This is a genomic window from Pontibacter rugosus (genome assembly GCF_042678745.1).
GTDB classification, from domain to species: domain Bacteria; phylum Bacteroidota; class Bacteroidia; order Cytophagales; family Hymenobacteraceae; genus Pontibacter; species Pontibacter rugosus.
In genome coordinates this window covers 1-16,596 of sequence record NZ_JBHTLD010000107.1, presented here as the reverse complement: position 1 = coordinate 16,596, position 16,596 = coordinate 1, and the positions used below count along the sequence as shown (strand labels likewise).

Here is a 16,596-nt window from a genome sequence, read left to right as displayed (position 1 = left end):
GTTTTAAACTGAATTTGGAACTATTATTACTGAAATAATATAACAGTGGATTTTAAATAAATTTGAATTATTAATTTGTTGATATCATATTGATTTATAATTTTGTGATGTGCTGCAATATGTACGGCTGCTGGTATTTAATTAAAATAGTGCAATCAGTCTGTCTTGTTGCTGTGAATGAATATCAAATTTTAGCCATATTTACTGATGAAAATTAAAACAATGCTGGCCTCTTTAGCTGCTGTTAGTATGCTGACGGCGTGTGAGGATCTTTTCGAGGATGGAAGCCTGCAACCTGATGGCTCCAAACCTAGCTTAACTGTTAATAACCCAAGCAATAACCAGGCAGTAACAATTGCGCAAGGGCTGCGGGTAAATATCACAGCCATTGACAAAGATAAAGTGAAGGACATTGATTTTGTGCTTCAGTCGCAGGCAAGCGAAAAGAAGTCTTTTATCAAGTTTACAACATTTCCGCAGAACAACGTGGTAGAGTTTGATACTACGCTGAGCATGGCAGGTATCGCTCCCGGCACTTACAACCTCATAATAAAGGCTACTGATAACCGTACAAACGTAACAACACAAGAAGTTGCTGTGAATGTGAAATAGCTTTGGTTATCGGTAGATATGAATAAGTATAAAAAGGGGAAGGCGGTATTTTTACCGCCTTCCCCTTTTATGTGTGCTATACTTGCTTTATCTCCCTCAGCATGATGATTGCCCGCTAAGTGAGAAGTATAAAAGTGTTAAAATTGAAAAACCACCTGCCACTGCTCGTTCAGTAAAAGAGCAGCGTCAAACAACTCTCCGGTCTTTGGAGAGACAAATCCTTTAATTTTAGGTGTTTTACCTTTTAGAAGTAATGCGCCAATCTGTTTGTCAGTTAAAGCCTTACCGCCCATTTCGAAAGGAACTACAAACTGGCAACCTTCTCTAAACCTGCTACAACCATAGGCGCTTCTGCCCTTTAACAACTTGCCCTGCCCACACTTAGGGCAACGCTCAAAAGGATCTTTTTCAGTTGCTTTCGCTGCTTTTTCAAGTACTAACTGGTAGTTTGCGTCAAATTTAAGTATGGCATCAAAGGTTTCACCACTATCATCTTTAAATCCCTTAATAGCTGAGGTCTTTCCTTTAGATAGCAATGCCTGTACCTGCTTTTCGGTTAGCTCCTTGCCATGCTGCGTAATTGGTAATAGAAATCGGCACCCGTCTTTGTACCTTATACACCCGTAGGCTTTAGAACCTTTTAGAATATGTCCTTCTTTACAGGCAGGGCAGGAGCCAAGCCCTTGAACCGGAGCAGCAGCTTTTTCTTTTTTTACGCCCTTGTTTTCCTTTGGCTTTGCTTCTTCTGTTTGTGGCTCCAGTGTTACAGAGGCCACATGATCATACTTAACTTCCTGTACCAGGCTCATTACAAACTCCTGCAACTCCTGTAGAAAAGCTTCGGCCTTAAATTCACCGCCTTCAATCTGCCGTAGCTTGCGCTCCCATTGCCCCGTCATCTCTGCCGATTTCAGCGTCTGGTTTTTTATAACGCCAATCAGGTCTATACCCATCTGGGTAGGTACAATCTTCTTTTTGTCTTTGCGGATGTACTGGCGCTTGTACAGCGTTTCGATAATGGCTGCGCGTGTAGAGGGGCGGCCAATCCCGTTTTCTTTCAGCGCATCTTTTAGCTCTTCGTCTTCTACCTGCTTTCCGGCAGTTTCCATGGCCCGTAGCAAGGTAGCTTCGGTATACTCTTTGGGAGGGTTGGTCATTTTCTTTTCCAGCAGCGGCTCATGCGGCCCGTGCTCTCCTTTATCGAAGTGTGGAAGCACACCCGTTGCCTCATCCTCTTCTTTTCCTTCTTTGCCGGTTGGGTCAGATTTTACCTCTTCGGCTCCATAAATCACCCGCCATCCAGGCTCTAAAATCTGCTTACCCCGCACCCGAAAATCATACCCAGCCGATGCTGCCATCACTGTAGTATTACTTACAATACAATCCGGGTAAAAGGCAGCCAGGAAACGACGTGTGATAATATCAAAGACATCAGCTTCGCGGCCATGCAAGCCACCTGCCGCAGCACCTGTAGGTATAATGGCGTGGTGATCGGTAACCTTGTTATTATTGAAAACTTTCTTGGTCTTCCTGATCTTGCTTTGCAGCAGCGGTGCCACCTCCTGGCTATAGTTGCTAAGGCCCTGCAAAATGCCAGGTATCTTAGGGTAAATATCGTCGGGCAAAAAGGTGGTGTCTACGCGAGGGTAAGACACCACCTTTTTCTCGTATAGGTTCTGAACCGTTTTAAGCGTTTCGTCGGCAGAAAGGCTCAGTTTATTATTGCACTCAATCTGAAGTGACGTCAGGTCGAAGAGCTTGGGAGGCGACTCCGTTCCTTTCTTTGTCTCCACATCGGTTATCGTTAATTCCGCCTCCCGAATGGCATCAAGTATCTTCTGCGCGTCCTCCTCTTTCTGAAAACGGCCGTTGGTGCTCGAAAAAGTAGTGTCGCGGTAAACAGTTTTCAACTCCCAGAAAGGTTGGGGGACAAAGTTGGCTATTTCATGATGGCGGTTTACAAGCATTGCCAGCGTTGGCGTCTGCACCCGGCCAACAGAGAGTGTTTGCCGTCCGTTGGCATACTTTAAGGTGAACAGGCGTGTGGCGTTCAAACCTAAAAGCCAATCGCCAATAGCACGGCTTTTACCTGCCTGGTAAAGCGAGTCGAATTCTGCGCCATCACGTAGCTTAGCAAAGCCCTGCCGTATGGCTTCTTCTGTAAGCGATGAAATCCAAAGGCGCTTGAACGGCTTGCGGTAATTTGCTTCTGTTAGCACCCAACGCTGTATCACTTCTCCCTCCTGACCAGCATCACCACAATTTATCACCTCTTCGGCGTGTTCCAACAGCTTTTTAATAATATTGAACTGCTGCTCCACTCCCTTATTCTGTATAAGCTTAATGCCATACCTTTCGGGGAGCATAGGTAAGTCATACATGCTCCAGCGCTTCCATTCAGGTTTATAATCATCCGGTTCACGCAGGGTACAGAAATGCCCAAAGGTCCAGGTTACCTGATAGCCATTGCCTTCAAAATAGCCTTCCTTCCTGGTTTTGGCACCCAGTACCAAAGCAATCTCACGGGCCACACTCGGTTTTTCAGCAATACAAACTTTCAAGCTCAAGGGGGTTAAGTGTAACTAATTAACGCTACAAATTTAACCTTTTTAGCGCTGAACTGCGAAATTATTATCACTTCAAAACGTGAGGGTATCTCAAAACAAACCAATGTGACAGGTGTTGTAGCTTCAGAAAAATAAGAGTATCACAACTGCTTTTTCTTTTGGATAAAGGTATCTTTGCGCTACAAATCGTATTTAAAATCTACAAGTTAAATAAAGAATATTATAGTATGCTAGCTGCAACTTTGGCAGGTAGCGTTTAATTGATGCTAGAAGAAATATAACAGACCAGAATGTTAAATAAAATAAAACAATATAGGCATGCTGCTGTAATGCTGATTCTACTCCTTTTTACAGCTGTATTTACACAGTCTTGTGAAGAGTTTGAGTATAGCCCTTACGAAGTAAGACTGAGGAGTGATGAAAAAGATATCAACAAACGCAATATAGAACAGCTTTTGAAGCTGAATATATCGCCCACTGATACGCTGCGGTTTGTACTTACCTCTGACCCACAGGGGTTTTATTATGAAAATGAAATTTTAGTAGAGCATATTAATCAGCAAAAAGGTATCTCTTTTGTAATGATTGGGGGAGACCTGACTGACTTTGGCCTTACGAAGGAGTTCAGGCTGGTGCACGAAGATTTTAAAACGTTGAAAGTACCCTACGTGGCAGTTGTTGGAAACCACGACGCTATCAACAACGGGAAAGAAGTTTTCAAAGCCATGTATGGTGATTATGACATCAGTTTTACCGTTGGCAACAGTAAATTTATTCTGCTGAACACGAACTACCTGGAGTTTAACAAAAAGGCACCTGACCTGGAGTGGCTGGAGGGTGAACTCAAAGCATCACAAAACTATGAGAACATTTTTGTTGTGTCGCACATCCCGCCAACCAACAAGGAGTTTGGGGAAGAAAAGGGTGTGCGTTACAGTGAATTGCTGAAGCAGTATAATGCTACCTTCTCACTTCATGGGCATAACCATAACTATAGATATCAATTTCCTTACGGGGAGCAGGTGCCATACATGGAGACAGCAGCAACTTTAAAGCTGGAGTATATCCTGTTTACCGTGATTGGAGATCAGGTTAGCTTCGAGCGGGTTCAGATTCAGAAATAAAAGATGAAGATAAGACTACTTTTACTGTTGTTTAGTTTGCTGGCCGTACCAGCTGTAAGTATGGGTCAGGCTGCAAACGATAGTACAAATCATACAAGAAAATGGTATGCTCCGGACGGAGTAACATTACAGTTTGCAGGCAACACAGGTATGTTTGCAGTGGGGCCAAGCTATAGCTTCTCTAAAGATAAAATCAATGCAGAGCTGCTCTATGGCTTTGTTCCCAAATTTGATTCAGAAGAAGTATTGCACCTACTTACTATAAAAGGAGTGTACAAGCCGGTGAAGCGGGTAGAGCTAGGAAGTGATTTTACTTTAACACCGCTACGAGTGAACCTGGGGCTGAGCTATTATTTCAGAGATCAGTTTTCTACCACCTGGGACAGTGACTACCCGAAAAACTACTACTGGTGGACAAGCAGCCTGCGACTTACGGGAGGTTTGGGAACAGAGTTGAATTACCCTATTCAAAACAGCAAGGCTATCAAAGAAATGACGCTGTATGGAGAGGTAAGCACCTACGATTTAATTGTTACCTCTGCTATAAAAGATCGTACACTTACAGCCTGGGATATTATCAGTTTCTCGCTTGGAGTTCGTGCGAGTTTCTGATGATCAGCCTCTGTAAAGTATAAAGTAAGAGCATGCAGCCTGTAGGTAAAACAATCGTTATTGTGGGAGTTATACTTGTTGTGGTAGGCATAGTTGTATGGCTGGCTGGCGATAAGTTCAGTTGGTTCGGACAGCTGCCCGGCGACATCAGGGTAGAAAAAAAAGAACATGCGGTTTTTTGCTCCCATCACAAGTATGCTTTTATTAAGCATACTTTTCTCTTTGGTGATGTGGCTGATCCGGAAGTTCTTTTAATCAGAGAAGCTTATACTTTAGCAGCACTTGTTTAACTTGCGTTGCCAAAGTTGCTCCACTGATAAAAATATGACTTCATAAGGATCTTTACGCTTAGCTGGCCTTCGTGCTGGTTTAGCAGCTACTTTGGCTTATCTTCTGAGCCATGTTTTTCATACTCTCTAAAACGCTTGATTTTTTGCTTATACCTACTGTTTGGGTATTGCTATTGTTGTTTCTGGCTCTGTTTCTGAAGTCTGTAAAGTGGCGGCGCATCAGTTTAATCAGTGCCGTTTTGCTGGTGCTATTACTCAGTAATTCCTTTCTCAGCAACATGGCCTGGTATGCCTGGGAGTGTAGGCCAGTGCCAGTAAGCGAAGTAGCACACTACGATGTGGCAGTGGTGCTAACGGGAGTGACAACGTATCATCCTGCCATACCTGACCGGGTGCATACCAACAAAGGTGCAGACCGCTTGCTGCACACACTTCAGTTATACCGCTTAGGCAAGGTGAAAAAAATCCTGATTACCGGCGGAAAATCTTTTTTGGAAGACGACATGGTGCCAGAGGCCGAGCAGTTGAAAAACATACTGCTTCTGGCTGGTGTGCCTGAAGCAGATGTTATCACAGAACCACATGCTGTTAATACAAGAGAAAATGCATTGTATACTGCCGATGTACTGCAAAAGCATCCTGAATGGCAGAAAGTATTGCTGGTAACCTCTGCTTTCCATATGCGCCGGGCAGCAGGTTGCTTTGGGCAAGCCGGTATTATTTTCGATACTTATCCGGCTGATTTTAACGCTTTAGAACCTGAGTTTGAGATTGGGAAAATCTTAATTCCGAGTGCGATCGCTTTTGAGGGCTGGGAACTTCTGATCCACGAAATAGCAGGATATGTTGTGTATAAGCTTCTGGGGTACTGTTAGCGCCGAAGTATAAACAGGCTGCTGTGCTGACTTTAATAGAAAAGCATGCACAGGCAGAGCCTATGCATGCTTTTCTACAGTAGCGCTTAACCCTGCTCAGGAGCTAATCAATCCAGATGCTTTTCTGGTTTACAAACTCCCGGATGCCCAGGTAAGACAATTCGCGGCCGTAGCCAGATTTCTTAATGCCACCAAAAGGCATTTCAGGAGAAGAGGCTACCATGGCATTTACAAACATGGCACCTGTTTCTACCCTTTTGGCCACACGCAGTCCTCTTGCTCTATCCTTTGTCCAAACGGCACCACCCAATCCGTAGCGCGAATCGTTTGCTACCCGAATAGCTTCTTCTTCGTCTTTTACAATCATAACGGCAGCGACAGGACCAAACATTTCTTCTTCGTAGGCTGGCATGCCAGGCTTTACGTTCTTTAAAATCATGGGCTTGAAATAGGCGTTGCTGTTGCCTTCACGGCCACCGTCCAATACAATTTCAGCCCCATGTTTTACGGAGTCCTGTACTTGCTTTTCCAGCTCCTCTGCTAGGTCTTTGCGTGCCATCGGGCCGTAATCGATATCTTCTTCGAGTGGGTTACCGGTTTTGAGTGCCTGCATCTTTTGCTTAAACCTTTGCAGAAAATCATCTGCTATGCTTTCCACTACTATAAAACGCTTGGCGGCGATACAGCTTTGCCCTGTATTTACCATTCTTGATTTTACTGCCATCTCCGCCGCCTGTTCCAGGTCTGCATCGTCTAACACAATAAAAGCGTCGCTGCCACCTAGTTCTAAAACCGTTTTTTTGATTTCCTGACCGGCTTTTTCAGCCACCTTCGAGCCGGCAAGTTCGCTTCCGGTAAGCGTTACAGCCTTCACATGCGGGTGCCCTATCACGGCATCCACTTCTTTAGACCCGATCAGGAGCGACTGGAACACGTTATCAGGGAAACCAGCATGGCGTACTATTTCTTCTATCGCCAGTGCACACTGCGGTACATTAGACGCATGCTTCAGCAACCCGACATTACCCGCCATCAGGGCAGGAGCCAGGAAACGGTACACCTGCCAGAAAGGAAAATTCCAGGGCATAATAGCCAGCACCACACCCAAAGGCTCATAAGATATCAGGCTGCGCGAGGCACCGGATGCAATCTCTTCATCAGCCATAAACGATGCTGCGTTTTCGGCATAGTACCGGCAGACAGTAGCGCACTTTTTTACTTCGGCAATAGCTGATTTCAATGGCTTACCCATCTCCAAAGAAATGATCCGGCCGTACTTCTCCGCTTCGTTCTCCAGTATATCGGCCTGCTTTTCCATATGCTTTGCCCGCTCCTCAAAGCTGGAGTTGCGCCAACTCTGAAAAGCCTCTTCTGCCAGGTCTATTTTATGTTTGACTTCTTCTGCCGTATGTGCTTCAAACTTTTTTATGAGTTCTCCGGTAGCCGGATTTAATGTCTCTATTGCCATTTTTTTTGATTTTTCTGTTTGCTATACCTATACGCAAAGAACCCCTGGCTGTATAGGCGCGGAATTTTTTGTCGCAAAAATATTATTATAACAACATTTTTCCAGAGAAATGGTTAAAAGGTATGTTTGTTAAGATAATCATTTAAATTTGGTGTTGGCACTTGATAGCGCCTATATTGTAAGCCTCGGCACACTTGTCAGATAAAACGCATAATATCACGGAAGAAGAGCTGGTAGCCCTGTTGCATGCAGGCGATACAAAAGCTGTATCGATGCTGTACGACATGTACAGTGCTACTCTCTATGGAGTTATTCTTCAGATTGTAAAGGTAGAGGAGACGGCTGAGGATGTATTGCAGGAAGCATTCGTGAAAATCTGGAATTCCTTTCATAGTTATGATGCTGGAAAAGGGCGGCTTTTTACCTGGATGATCAATGTTTGCAGAAATCTTGCGATCGATAAAATCCGCTCGAAGCAGCACCGCGTAAGTCTCAATACACGGGAAATACCTGCCTCGCCTCGTGCCGATATGGGTACCGAAAGCTTCAAGCCAGAACATATTGGACTTCGTGAAATCACTGAGAAGCTTAACCCTGATCAAAAACAGATTATTGATCTGATGTACTTTGAGGGGTTAACACAAAGTGAGATAGCTGATGAGTATCAGATACCGTTGGGTACTGTAAAGACTAGGGCTCGAAGTGCAATTAAAATCTTAGCAAAAATGTTTAAAGGACGTGTTTAATCAAGAAGACTACATAGCGTCCGGGATACTGGAACTGTATGCTGCAGGAGCCCTAAGCCCTGAGCAACAGCAGGAGGTAGAGCAGATAGCTGCTGCCTCACCAGACGTACAGGAAGCTTTAAATGATGCTTTGCTGGCCATGGAAGGCTATGCGCGTGCGCATGCAGTTGCTCCAAGGGCGGCCTTAAAAGATCGTATTATCCAACAGATAGAAGATCAGCAGCTTGAGAAAGAAGCCATGGCTGCTGCTCCACGTCCGCTGTATCCTGAGCAGGAAAATTCTCCTTACAAGTGGATGTTTGCGGCCAGTATAACCCTGTTCCTGATTTCAGGTATTCTTAGCTTTTACTTTTATCAAAAGTGGCAGACTGCTGAAAACCGTTTAGCCATAGCCGAGGCGCAGGAGCAACAACTGGCACAGAATTTTTCTACAGTATCGCAACAGGTAACGCAGCAGAACCAGCTTCTCCGCTTGCTCCGAGACGAAAACTATAAACCCGTAAAGCTAGCGGGTGTAGAGGCGCATCCGGATGCTAATGCTGTTGTGTATTGGAACGCAAGTGAGCAAAGCGTCTTTATTGATCCCGTGCAGCTGCCTGAGCCGCCGGCTGGCAGCCAGTATCAGCTGTGGGCACTGTTTAACGGAAAGCCGATTGATGCAGGCTTGCTACAGCAAGATGGACAGACAGTACTACAGCAAATGAAGCAGATTGGTGCTGCACAGGCTTTTGCCATTACCCTGGAGCCCGAAGGAGGTAGCGTTAATCCAACCTTAGAGCAGTTGTACGTGATGGGCGAAGTGCAATCATAAGTATAAATCTTTTCTGGATTTGAAGAAACACCTTTTTTTGATGACATCTTTATGGCTCCTGCTTTTGCAGGCCTGCGGGCAAACAACAGACAAAGCATATACGCTGATGCTGAAGGGGCTCTATCAAAATTCTGTTCCTGTCATCACTTCAGCTCAGTTAAAAGCCATACTTGCCACCGGACAGCAGCAGCCGTTGCTACTGGATACCCGCCAACCGGCAGAGTATAAGGTAAGCCACTTGCAGGGGGCCAGGTTCGCAAATTTCGATACTTTCACGGTGGAGCAGGTAAAGGATGTGCCAAAGCATCAGCCGATTGTAGTGTATTGCTCTGTGGGTTACCGCAGCGAGAAAATAGGGGAAAAGCTGAAACAAGCTGGCTATACAAATGTGCAAAACCTGTATGGCGGTATTTTTGAATGGGTAAACCGTGGCAATCCGGTGTACAATACAGAAGGCAAAACAGGTAAGGTACATGCCTACTCTAAAACGTGGGGCGTTTGGCTCCTGAAAGGAGAGAAGGTGTATGACCAGTAAAAAGCTTCTGTTGCTTTTTGTCCGTAACCCAGAACTAGGCAAAGTTAAAACACGCCTGGCAGCTACCTTAGGGCAGGAAAAAGCACTGGAAATTTACATCAAGCTGCTGAACCATACCCGCTCCATCACTGAGCAGCTCCCCGTTCATAAACTTGTATACTATACAGATAATGTCACTTTAAACGATCAGTGGCCAGACCATGTATATGAGAAGCGAGTGCAGCCTGCAGGTGATTTAGGTGATAAAATGCAGGCTGCCTTTGCCGCCGGATTTGAAGAAGGCTATACTTCCATCGTCATTATTGGGAGCGACTGCTGGCAGCTGAGTCAGGAGGTGATAGAGGAGGCTTACAAGCAATTGGAGCAGCAGGAGGTGGTGCTAGGCCCGGCGCTGGATGGAGGATATTACCTGTTAGGTACGAAGCGCCTGCACCCGCAACTGTTTCAGAACAAGCGGTGGAGTACTGCGCATGTCTTTCCAGATACAATTCAAGATCTGAAGCAGCTGCAACTAACCTATTCTTTGCTTCCTCGTTTGTCTGACGTAGATTATGCCGAAGACCTGGACGATGAACTGCTGAAATAATAAGTATAAAAACAGGTTTGATAACCTAGCTGATAACCAAATTGCCAATGCATACCATTCATCCCGATACCCTTGTATTTCTATCCGATCTTGTAGCGCATAATACACGGGAGTGGTTTGCCGAAAACAAGCAGCGCTACGATGAGGCCCGTAAAAACTACATCCTTTTTTTAGATGAGCTTTTGCAGCAGATGCAGCTTTTTGAGCCTGCTGCTTTTGGCCAGCAAGGGAAGGATTTGGTTTTCAGGATTTACCGTGATGTGCGCTTCTCGAATGATAAACGACCTTATAAAGACCACTTTGGGGCTTATATAGCAGAGGGAGGCCGTAAATCTATACTTCCGGGATACTACCTTCATTTGGCGGGCAATAACAAGTCGTTTGTTGCCGGAGGGCTATGGTATCCACCTGCTGACCAACTAAAGGCTGTACGGCAGGAGATTGACTATAACCTGGGGGAGTTTAAAAGTATAGTAGAGGAAAAAGAGTTTAAGCAGCTTTTCGGTGAGATACAGGGAGAGCAGCTGAAAACCACTCCTAAGGGTTACGATAAAGAGAATCCCGCTATCCACTACCTCCGTTTCAAAAGCTGGAACGGCATCATGCCTTTAACTGATGAAATGGTGCTTCGGCCAGATTTCATGCAAGTTGTATTGCACGCATTCCAGACACTCAAGCCACTTAACGACTTTCTGGCGCAACCACTAAAAGATATAGGGCAGGAGGGTTAACTAGTTTAGTTCGAAGCTATCAACTTCTCTTACTTCGCCTACAGGCATATCACCTAGCTGTGTATGGCCGATGCGCACCCTAATCAGGCGTAATGTCGGGAAACCGGCTGCTGCTGTCATTTTCCTGACCTGTCTGTTCTTGCCCTCAGTAATGGTGATGGATACCCAGCTGGTAGGGCCATGGCGGTCGCTTCGTATCCTGCGGCTTCGCTCCGGAACATCAGGAGCCGGGTCTAGCTTAGCTACTTTGCAGGGGAGGGTGAGGTATTTCTCTCCGTTAATTCCAATCTCAACACCCTGTTGCATCTTTTCAATAGCCTCCTCCGAAACCATTCCATCCACCTGCGCATAATATTCCTTTTCTATCCCTTTGCTACGCACACGTTCACTCATTTTGCCATCTGTGGTCAGAAAGAGTAAGCCTTCGCTGTCTTCATCCAAACGCCCAATAGCCATGGTTCCCTCCGGAAAATCATGCAATTCGCCTAAAAGTTTTTTCTTCTTCTTGTCACACACAAATTGGCTAATGTAACCATAGGGCTTATGTATGATAAAGTGGTGATGGGACATGGTGAGAGTGATGATAAAATGATGCTGTGTACAATTCCTTTTCAGAGGAAGTATAGCTTACAAAGATAAGAGGCTCGTTGGCTCCGTTACAATTTTAAGCACACTACTTATTCTAGAGTATTTCAAGTGTTAAATTATGTAATCAGGTGTATTTGAGCTTTACATTTACTGCCCGCTGGCGCTGGCGGTAAACGTAAAGTTCAATTATCAACCAGATGAAAACAATGCTGTATTCCAGCGCCACAAGCCAAAGCGACTCCTGATAGGTGCTGGTGCGGTAGGCGGCGTAGGTAAGTATGGCAAGTCCGGTCCAGGCAATGGTAAAGCGGAAGTTACTCATAACCGTAAGGGCCAGCAAGGTTGTGAGGTACCAAGGGTGTACAGTGGTGGCCAACAGGAAGTAAATAGTTAGGGCAGTAGCCATAAAGCCAGCCAACCTCCTGATAGATTGGATTTTTTTAGTGGCAGCCAACAGGCAGATAGCGGTAACCGTGACTATAGAAAGCAGTGGCCCAAGTACAGCAATGGCATTATAACCAACCAGCCTGAAGCCTAGCCAACGCAGCACGTAGTACACACTGGCGTTAAATTCAAACTTACGGAAGTATAGATTTATACTTTGAAAAATGTTCTGGATGATCTCCATGCTGATCAGCGGCAAGTATAAAGCCACTGCTGTACCTAACGCTACTGTTGCATAAAGTATAAACTGGCGCAAGCCAAGCTTTCGCCACAGAAATGGCAGAAACATAAGCGGCAGCAACTTAGTACCTATTGCTAAACCAAAAGCGACTCCCGAAAGCAGGTAGCGCTGATGGAACAGCTGAAACAGTGCCAGCAGCAGAAAGAAAATCAGCAACGCCTCGAAGTGCAGGTTGCCTGTTAGTTCTAGTATAACCAGTGGGTTGAGGGCATACAGCAGTACATGCTTCTCGGGTAAGGCCATTTTACGCAGCAAGCGCAGCAGCAGCAGTATACTTCCAAACTCAGCGAGCAAGAGCACAAGCCGTATCACTACAATACTACCCACAATAGAATTGGGAGACAACTGCACCGAGAGCCAGAATACTGCCTGCGCCACCGGAGGATACACGCTGTAATAACCCGGAGAGTTTAGCTGCTGATATAAGCTTTGGCTTATACCTTGTATAGCCGGAGCAGCCGAGTTGATGTAGTAATCGGGTAGGTGCAGGTATGGGTTTAGTCCAGCCTTTAGCAAGTAACCGTCCCACACAAACCGGAAGTAATCGTCGGAGAGGAAAGGTGTAGCAAAAAGGAAAAGTAGCCGGAACAGCATGGCAACTGCTATGCCCTGCCATATATTAAAGCGCTGCTGAGACACATACAGATACGCTGCAAATGCAGTTGCATAAAGCGCGAGCAGCTGTGTGAAATCTGTGCGCGGGCTGGCGTAAGCCAGTATACCGTATACTATAGCCGATAGGCCAAGTGCCACATAAAGCAAGGTGCTACTTTTGTTGGCTATCATGTTTCTTATAGGAGCGTTTTTGCTGATAACGTAAAAACTACATACTGGAGTTAAGATGTTGGGGTTTACCTGCTCAAACAACTAAACGCAATCTTTGAATAAGCAAGTGCTTCAGGGTGCTTTAAGGGCAGCAGGTATATAGTTACAGATATCTAAATATAGTAAGTATAATTTTGTAACCAGCCATAAGAGTGCCTTTCATGGTGCCGGATATTTTAGAGGTGCCGATACGTTTACGGTAGGTAACTGGCACTTCGGTATACTTTACTTTCTGCTTAGCGGCCTTTGCCTGCATTTCCACTGTCCAGCCGTAAGTTTTATCTTTCATGCCCAGCGCTATCAGGGTGCTGAATTTTATAGCGCGAAAGGGGCCAAGGTCCGTATAATGTGCTCCGTAGAAAATGCGCAGTAAATTAGTAGCCAGCCAATTGCCGAAAATCTGCTGTGGCATCATGGCGCCCTTTGCTCTTTTGCCAATAGCTCTGGAGCCGATCACCATTTCGGCATCGCCCTTTAGTATGGGAGCTACCAGCTGGAGTAACTCCTCGGGGTAGTCAGAGTAGTCGCCATCCAGGAATACAACAATATCAGGCTGTGCTTCTTTTGGCTTGGCGGCAACATAGGCAATTCCTTTCAGGCAGGCGTTTCCGTAGCCGGGTTCTGGCTCTTGCAACACCGTAGCACCAGCAGCTGTGGCTACGGCGGCTGTTCTGTCTGTAGAGTTATTGTTTACTACAATTACCTCATCCACTGTGCCGGCAGGTATATCCTGTAAGACAAGGGCAATAGAGTTTTCTTCGTTGTAAGCGGGTATGATAACGGATATTCGGGCCATAGGAGCAATACGAGGTGCAAAGATGTTTAAAATAGGTGGCACTTACCATAAATGTATACTTTGTTTGGTGTTTTGGCCTGAGTGTCATTACCTTTGCAGCCCAACTTTTTTCAAGGCTGGCGTGTTATACTTAAGTTAACAAACACAACATTATGAAAGACGAAGCCATAAAGGTAGGAGATAAGGCCCCGGAGTTTGAGCTGAAGCGCCAGGATGGAGGCTTATTTCGCCTGTATGATATTTTGAGGGGGAAGAACGTTGTGCTATATTTTTACCCGAAAGACAGTACTTCTGGCTGTACCAAGCAGGCGTGCGAGTTCCGTGACCAATATGAATCCTTTCAGGATGAAGGCGCGGAAGTGGTAGGCATTAGCTCAGATAGTATAGAATCGCACCAGCGTTTTGAGCGTAACCACCATTTGCCGTTTACGCTTCTGAGCGATAACGACGGCAATGTGCGCAAATTGTTTGGCGTGCCGCGTAAATTAGGCTTGTTGCCAGGGCGTGTTACCTATATTATTGACCAGAGCGGTATTGTGCGCTATGTGCATAACTCTTTGTCTAAACCGCTGGAGCACGTAAGCACAGCTTTAGAGGTGCTGCATGATATCAACAGTGAGCTTAAGGCTCAGAGAGCATAAAACGCCTTTCCCTAAAACAGAAGCGGCTGCCACTAGTGGCAGCCGCTTCTGTTTTAAGGCTTAGACTATTTTATATCCAGCAGAGATAACTTTTTACCGTTATTAAATTCTACCTCCAGAAAGCCATACGCTTTGTTGAAGTAGATTTTTTTGACATCCGTATCCTTAGTGCCGGTGCCGGTTAGCTCATATACATCATTGTAAACTCTCTGTAGCACCTTTACACCTGATTGCGTTTGCCCGTTTGTATCTATTTCCCAATTACCTGTTCTATCTACCCCTATAGTTACAATCAGGGCATCAGACTTCCGAAGTATAGAAGTTGCAAGCAAAGGGTTTTCTCTAGCCTGGTCTTCAATAACATTGGTTACCTGGGTATCTAGCTGTTCTATGCATTTATCATCTACATTATATCCTTCACTTGGCGTTTCCTGTGCATAAGTGCCCGTTCTAAAGTATCTGATTGTATCATTGCGTTCGTTTTTGAACAGGATGGTATCTTTCAAGTTCACTTTGGTGTCTGCTATCACTTGTTTCGGCCCTCCATACACCAGCCACTCCGATTCGGCCACGGTGGGTTCATTATAAGTAACATTAGTGCATTGCTCACAGGCTACCAGAAAGCCAGAGGCAAACAAAAGCAGGAACAAAGTTTTGAGGGTTGTCTTCATCGGTGAAAACTGTATATATGTACCGTAAAGTTAAGTTAAATTAAGTTGTTTCGTCTCTTTACCTGGCCCTTTTGCGGACGAAACAGCTGCAGTGTCTCGCATTTTTTAAACCAGGCAGCTACTTCCGGAAAATGGTCCTGCACTGCATCAGGGTGTGTAAGGGCATCTATGTGGCCATAATCGTGCTTGTAGCCACTTGCCTTACTAAGTAACCTAAACTCGCTGCTGCCAGACCCCGTTTCCTTCATTAGTTTCTGCACATCCTTCGGGTGGCCCAGCACATCGTCTTTTGAGCCGGTAAGGTACAGTGTGGGCGGCAACTGCATGCGCTTTAGTGCGGCAGCGTAGTCAAAATTATCGTTCCAGTCGAGCCAGCGGCGTTGCTCTACCCATTCGTGGGTCTGGCTGTGCGTAAGCTTGGTTTCACTGTCAGAGCCCATTTTAAGCTGTTTGGCATACAATGCACCTCTGGCGGCAACGGTGGCTTTGGCTACCCAATTCCACATGACATCAATCATGAAGAATTTTTTAAAACTTTGCACACTGATGCGGCGCTTGGTGCCGAAAAAGGCCATTCCGTTAACCTCAACGGGCACTTCTGGCCTGGCCAGGTATGCCAGCATCAGCACGCCTCCCCAGGAGTGCGCCCCCCACAGCTGGGCCACATCGCCTTTAAGTTCTTTTATCTTATTGATAAACGCCGGGAAATCCTCTTTCAGTGTATGGGTTAAGCCAAAATCAGATTTGCCGGATATGGCAGGTGTACTTTGGCCACGGCCACGGAGGTCAGCAACAAATACATCGAAGCCTTGCTGTGCTAAGTATGGCGCAAAGCCCTTGCCTGAAGTAGAGTAAAATATACGTCCGTTTTCGATAGAGCCGTGCACCAGAAACACCGGTGTACCCTGATGCTGCTGGCTAAAGCGCTTCAGGTGGAGTGTGTCTGTGTCGTTAAGAGGTATAAATATAGATTCTTGTAATATTTCAGTTTGTGCAGCCATAAATAAAATCAGTATCTGTGCTGGAATAGGGCGCAAAAAAGCCAGCACCTACAAAACAAGTTACAATATACTCATTTTTTAGGTGCTGGCTTTTAACGGAGTGGTATTCGTTTCTAACTTCTGACCGGTATTGGCTGCGGCTTAAGCTTAGGGCGTAGCGCAATCCAGATCAGGGTACCTAGCACAGTGCCCGCAAAAAATGCCAGCGTTGTTACCACAAAACCATTCATGCCCCTCATCTCGGCATCGTAGTATACATAAGTCAGAATCATTCCTAACAGTATAGCATATAAGCCTATCACCGATAGGAAAAGAACATTTGTTATATCTATCATCAGCAGTTCCATAGTCTATATTTAAAAATTTGTATGAAAGCTGATCTGTATTTGTATCAGCTCTACTTTCTTAAACTGATAGCGAGAGGTTTATGTT

19 protein-coding genes are annotated in these 16,596 nt (G+C 45.5%); 11 read left to right on the top strand and 8 right to left on the bottom strand.

Annotated elements, in window-relative coordinates; all coding sequences use genetic code 11:
* The first annotated feature begins 207 nt into the window (after positions 1 to 207).
* Positions 208 to 612 (top strand): hypothetical protein, encoded by a 405-nt coding sequence (locus tag ACFQ2O_RS12380; RefSeq protein ID WP_377528028.1) that lies wholly within the window; start codon positions 208 to 210, stop codon positions 610 to 612.
* Between the two features lie 137 nt (positions 613 to 749).
* Here the strand turns inward: ACFQ2O_RS12380 and ACFQ2O_RS12375 are convergent, their stop codons facing one another.
* Positions 750 to 3,173 (bottom strand): type IA DNA topoisomerase, encoded by a 2,424-nt coding sequence (locus tag ACFQ2O_RS12375; RefSeq protein ID WP_377528026.1) that lies wholly within the window; start codon positions 3,171 to 3,173, stop codon positions 750 to 752.
* Positions 3,174 to 3,508: 335 nt separating this feature from the next.
* On the opposite strand from ACFQ2O_RS12375, the gene ACFQ2O_RS12370 reads away from it, so the two are divergent.
* The 4 genes from ACFQ2O_RS12370 to ACFQ2O_RS12350 all read left to right on the top strand — a co-directional run bounded on the left by ACFQ2O_RS12370 (position 3,509) and on the right by ACFQ2O_RS12350 (position 6,080).
* A complete protein-coding gene (locus ACFQ2O_RS12370) occupies positions 3,509 to 4,303 on the top strand; it encodes a metallophosphoesterase family protein (RefSeq protein WP_377528024.1) in 795 nt (264 codons plus the stop codon).
* Positions 4,304 to 4,306: 3 nt separating this feature from the next.
* A complete protein-coding gene (locus ACFQ2O_RS12365) occupies positions 4,307 to 4,915 on the top strand; it encodes a hypothetical protein (protein WP_377528022.1) in 609 nt (202 codons plus the stop codon).
* A gap of 32 nt (positions 4,916 to 4,947) precedes the next feature.
* On the top strand, positions 4,948 to 5,205 hold the full coding sequence (locus ACFQ2O_RS22705; RefSeq protein WP_449301389.1) for a DUF2905 family protein: 258 nt from the start codon (positions 4,948 to 4,950) through the stop codon (positions 5,203 to 5,205).
* 110 nt (positions 5,206 to 5,315) lie between these two features.
* Entirely contained in the window at positions 5,316 to 6,080 is a 765-nt protein-coding gene (locus tag ACFQ2O_RS12350; protein WP_377528020.1) for a YdcF family protein, read from the top strand.
* Positions 6,081 to 6,183: 103 nt separating this feature from the next.
* Here ACFQ2O_RS12350 and ACFQ2O_RS12345 read toward each other — a convergent pair whose 3' ends face one another.
* A complete protein-coding gene (locus tag ACFQ2O_RS12345) occupies positions 6,184 to 7,548 on the bottom strand; it encodes an NAD-dependent succinate-semialdehyde dehydrogenase (protein ID WP_377528018.1) in 1,365 nt (454 codons plus the stop codon).
* A 194-nt stretch (positions 7,549 to 7,742) separates the two neighbouring features.
* Here ACFQ2O_RS12345 and ACFQ2O_RS12340 point away from each other — a divergent pair, with 194 nt between their 5' ends.
* From ACFQ2O_RS12340 to ACFQ2O_RS12320, 5 genes are read left to right on the top strand one after another with little or no spacing between them, the layout of a single operon-like run.
* Positions 7,743 to 8,294, top strand: a complete 552-nt coding sequence (locus tag ACFQ2O_RS12340; RefSeq protein ID WP_377528016.1) for an RNA polymerase sigma factor — start codon at positions 7,743 to 7,745, stop codon at positions 8,292 to 8,294.
* Positions 8,287 to 9,105: an anti-sigma factor gene (locus ACFQ2O_RS12335; protein WP_377528014.1), complete on the top strand. Its 819-nt coding sequence runs from the start codon at positions 8,287 to 8,289 to the stop codon at positions 9,103 to 9,105. Before ACFQ2O_RS12340 ends, ACFQ2O_RS12335 begins: the two co-directional genes overlap by 8 nt.
* A 40-nt stretch (positions 9,106 to 9,145) precedes the next feature.
* Positions 9,146 to 9,640, top strand: a complete 495-nt coding sequence (locus ACFQ2O_RS12330) for a rhodanese-like domain-containing protein (RefSeq protein ID WP_377528012.1) — start codon at positions 9,146 to 9,148, stop codon at positions 9,638 to 9,640.
* Positions 9,630 to 10,226, top strand: a complete 597-nt coding sequence (locus ACFQ2O_RS12325) for a TIGR04282 family arsenosugar biosynthesis glycosyltransferase (RefSeq protein WP_377528010.1) — start codon at positions 9,630 to 9,632, stop codon at positions 10,224 to 10,226. The genes ACFQ2O_RS12330 and ACFQ2O_RS12325 overlap by 11 nt, the downstream gene beginning before the upstream one ends.
* 47 nt (positions 10,227 to 10,273) lie before the next feature.
* On the top strand, positions 10,274 to 10,957 hold the full coding sequence (locus tag ACFQ2O_RS12320) for a DUF2461 domain-containing protein (RefSeq protein ID WP_377528008.1): 684 nt from the start codon (positions 10,274 to 10,276) through the stop codon (positions 10,955 to 10,957).
* On the opposite strand, the gene ACFQ2O_RS12315 is transcribed toward ACFQ2O_RS12320, so the two are convergent.
* The 3 genes from ACFQ2O_RS12315 to ACFQ2O_RS12305 form a co-directional block, all read right to left on the bottom strand.
* Positions 10,958 to 11,527 carry a pseudouridine synthase gene (locus ACFQ2O_RS12315; protein ID WP_377528006.1) on the bottom strand — a complete coding sequence of 190 codons (570 nt, stop codon included), beginning with the start codon at positions 11,525 to 11,527 and terminating at the stop codon, positions 10,958 to 10,960.
* A 142-nt stretch (positions 11,528 to 11,669) separates the two neighbouring features.
* Positions 11,670 to 13,016, bottom strand: coding sequence for a glycosyltransferase 87 family protein (locus tag ACFQ2O_RS12310; protein WP_377528004.1), 1,347 nt, complete (start codon positions 13,014 to 13,016; stop codon positions 11,670 to 11,672).
* A gap of 142 nt (positions 13,017 to 13,158) precedes the next feature.
* Complete coding sequence (locus ACFQ2O_RS12305; protein WP_377528002.1) at positions 13,159 to 13,851, bottom strand: glycosyltransferase family 2 protein; 693 nt, start codon at positions 13,849 to 13,851, stop codon at positions 13,159 to 13,161.
* A gap of 152 nt (positions 13,852 to 14,003) precedes the next feature.
* Here ACFQ2O_RS12305 and ACFQ2O_RS12300 point away from each other — a divergent pair, with 152 nt between their 5' ends.
* Positions 14,004 to 14,492, top strand: coding sequence for a peroxiredoxin (locus ACFQ2O_RS12300; protein WP_377528000.1), 489 nt, complete (start codon positions 14,004 to 14,006; stop codon positions 14,490 to 14,492).
* A 65-nt stretch (positions 14,493 to 14,557) separates the two neighbouring features.
* Here the strand turns inward: ACFQ2O_RS12300 and ACFQ2O_RS12295 are convergent, their stop codons facing one another.
* From ACFQ2O_RS12295 to ACFQ2O_RS12285, 3 genes are all read right to left on the bottom strand, one after another.
* Positions 14,558 to 15,163 carry a hypothetical protein gene (locus ACFQ2O_RS12295; protein ID WP_377527998.1) on the bottom strand — a complete coding sequence of 202 codons (606 nt, stop codon included), beginning with the start codon at positions 15,161 to 15,163 and terminating at the stop codon, positions 14,558 to 14,560.
* A gap of 35 nt (positions 15,164 to 15,198) precedes the next feature.
* Positions 15,199 to 16,164 (bottom strand): alpha/beta hydrolase family protein, encoded by a 966-nt coding sequence (locus tag ACFQ2O_RS12290; RefSeq protein WP_377527996.1) that lies wholly within the window; start codon positions 16,162 to 16,164, stop codon positions 15,199 to 15,201.
* Between the two features lie 113 nt (positions 16,165 to 16,277).
* Positions 16,278 to 16,511 (bottom strand): hypothetical protein, encoded by a 234-nt coding sequence (locus ACFQ2O_RS12285; protein WP_377527994.1) that lies wholly within the window; start codon positions 16,509 to 16,511, stop codon positions 16,278 to 16,280.
* Positions 16,512 to 16,596: the final 85 nt, after the last annotated feature.

What these genes read in the sequence shown, in the direction of transcription:
- ACFQ2O_RS12380 (WP_377528028.1), top strand. Translation starts at nt 208, where the DNA reads ATGAAAATTAAAACAATGCTGGCCTCTTTAGCTGCTGTTAGTATGCTG.
- ACFQ2O_RS12370 (WP_377528024.1), top strand. Translation starts at nt 3,509, where the DNA reads ATGCTGATTCTACTCCTTTTTACAGCTGTATTTACACAGTCTTGTGAA.
- ACFQ2O_RS12365 (WP_377528022.1), top strand. Translation starts at nt 4,307, where the DNA reads ATGAAGATAAGACTACTTTTACTGTTGTTTAGTTTGCTGGCCGTACCA.
- ACFQ2O_RS22705 (WP_449301389.1), top strand. Translation starts at nt 4,948, where the DNA reads ATGCAGCCTGTAGGTAAAACAATCGTTATTGTGGGAGTTATACTTGTT.
- ACFQ2O_RS12350 (WP_377528020.1), top strand. Translation starts at nt 5,316, where the DNA reads ATGTTTTTCATACTCTCTAAAACGCTTGATTTTTTGCTTATACCTACT.
- ACFQ2O_RS12345 (WP_377528018.1), bottom strand. Translation starts at nt 7,548, where the DNA reads ATGGCAATAGAGACATTAAATCCGGCTACCGGAGAACTCATAAAAAAG.
- ACFQ2O_RS12330 (WP_377528012.1), top strand. Translation starts at nt 9,146, where the DNA reads ATGACATCTTTATGGCTCCTGCTTTTGCAGGCCTGCGGGCAAACAACA.
- ACFQ2O_RS12325 (WP_377528010.1), top strand. Translation starts at nt 9,630, where the DNA reads ATGACCAGTAAAAAGCTTCTGTTGCTTTTTGTCCGTAACCCAGAACTA.
- ACFQ2O_RS12320 (WP_377528008.1), top strand. Translation starts at nt 10,274, where the DNA reads ATGCATACCATTCATCCCGATACCCTTGTATTTCTATCCGATCTTGTA.
- ACFQ2O_RS12315 (WP_377528006.1), bottom strand. Translation starts at nt 11,527, where the DNA reads ATGTCCCATCACCACTTTATCATACATAAGCCCTATGGTTACATTAGC.
- ACFQ2O_RS12310 (WP_377528004.1), bottom strand. Translation starts at nt 13,016, where the DNA reads ATGATAGCCAACAAAAGTAGCACCTTGCTTTATGTGGCACTTGGCCTA.
- ACFQ2O_RS12305 (WP_377528002.1), bottom strand. Translation starts at nt 13,851, where the DNA reads ATGGCCCGAATATCCGTTATCATACCCGCTTACAACGAAGAAAACTCT.
- ACFQ2O_RS12300 (WP_377528000.1), top strand. Translation starts at nt 14,004, where the DNA reads ATGAAAGACGAAGCCATAAAGGTAGGAGATAAGGCCCCGGAGTTTGAG.
- ACFQ2O_RS12295 (WP_377527998.1), bottom strand. Translation starts at nt 15,163, where the DNA reads ATGAAGACAACCCTCAAAACTTTGTTCCTGCTTTTGTTTGCCTCTGGC.
- ACFQ2O_RS12290 (WP_377527996.1), bottom strand. Translation starts at nt 16,164, where the DNA reads ATGGCTGCACAAACTGAAATATTACAAGAATCTATATTTATACCTCTT.
- ACFQ2O_RS12285 (WP_377527994.1), bottom strand. Translation starts at nt 16,511, where the DNA reads ATGGAACTGCTGATGATAGATATAACAAATGTTCTTTTCCTATCGGTG.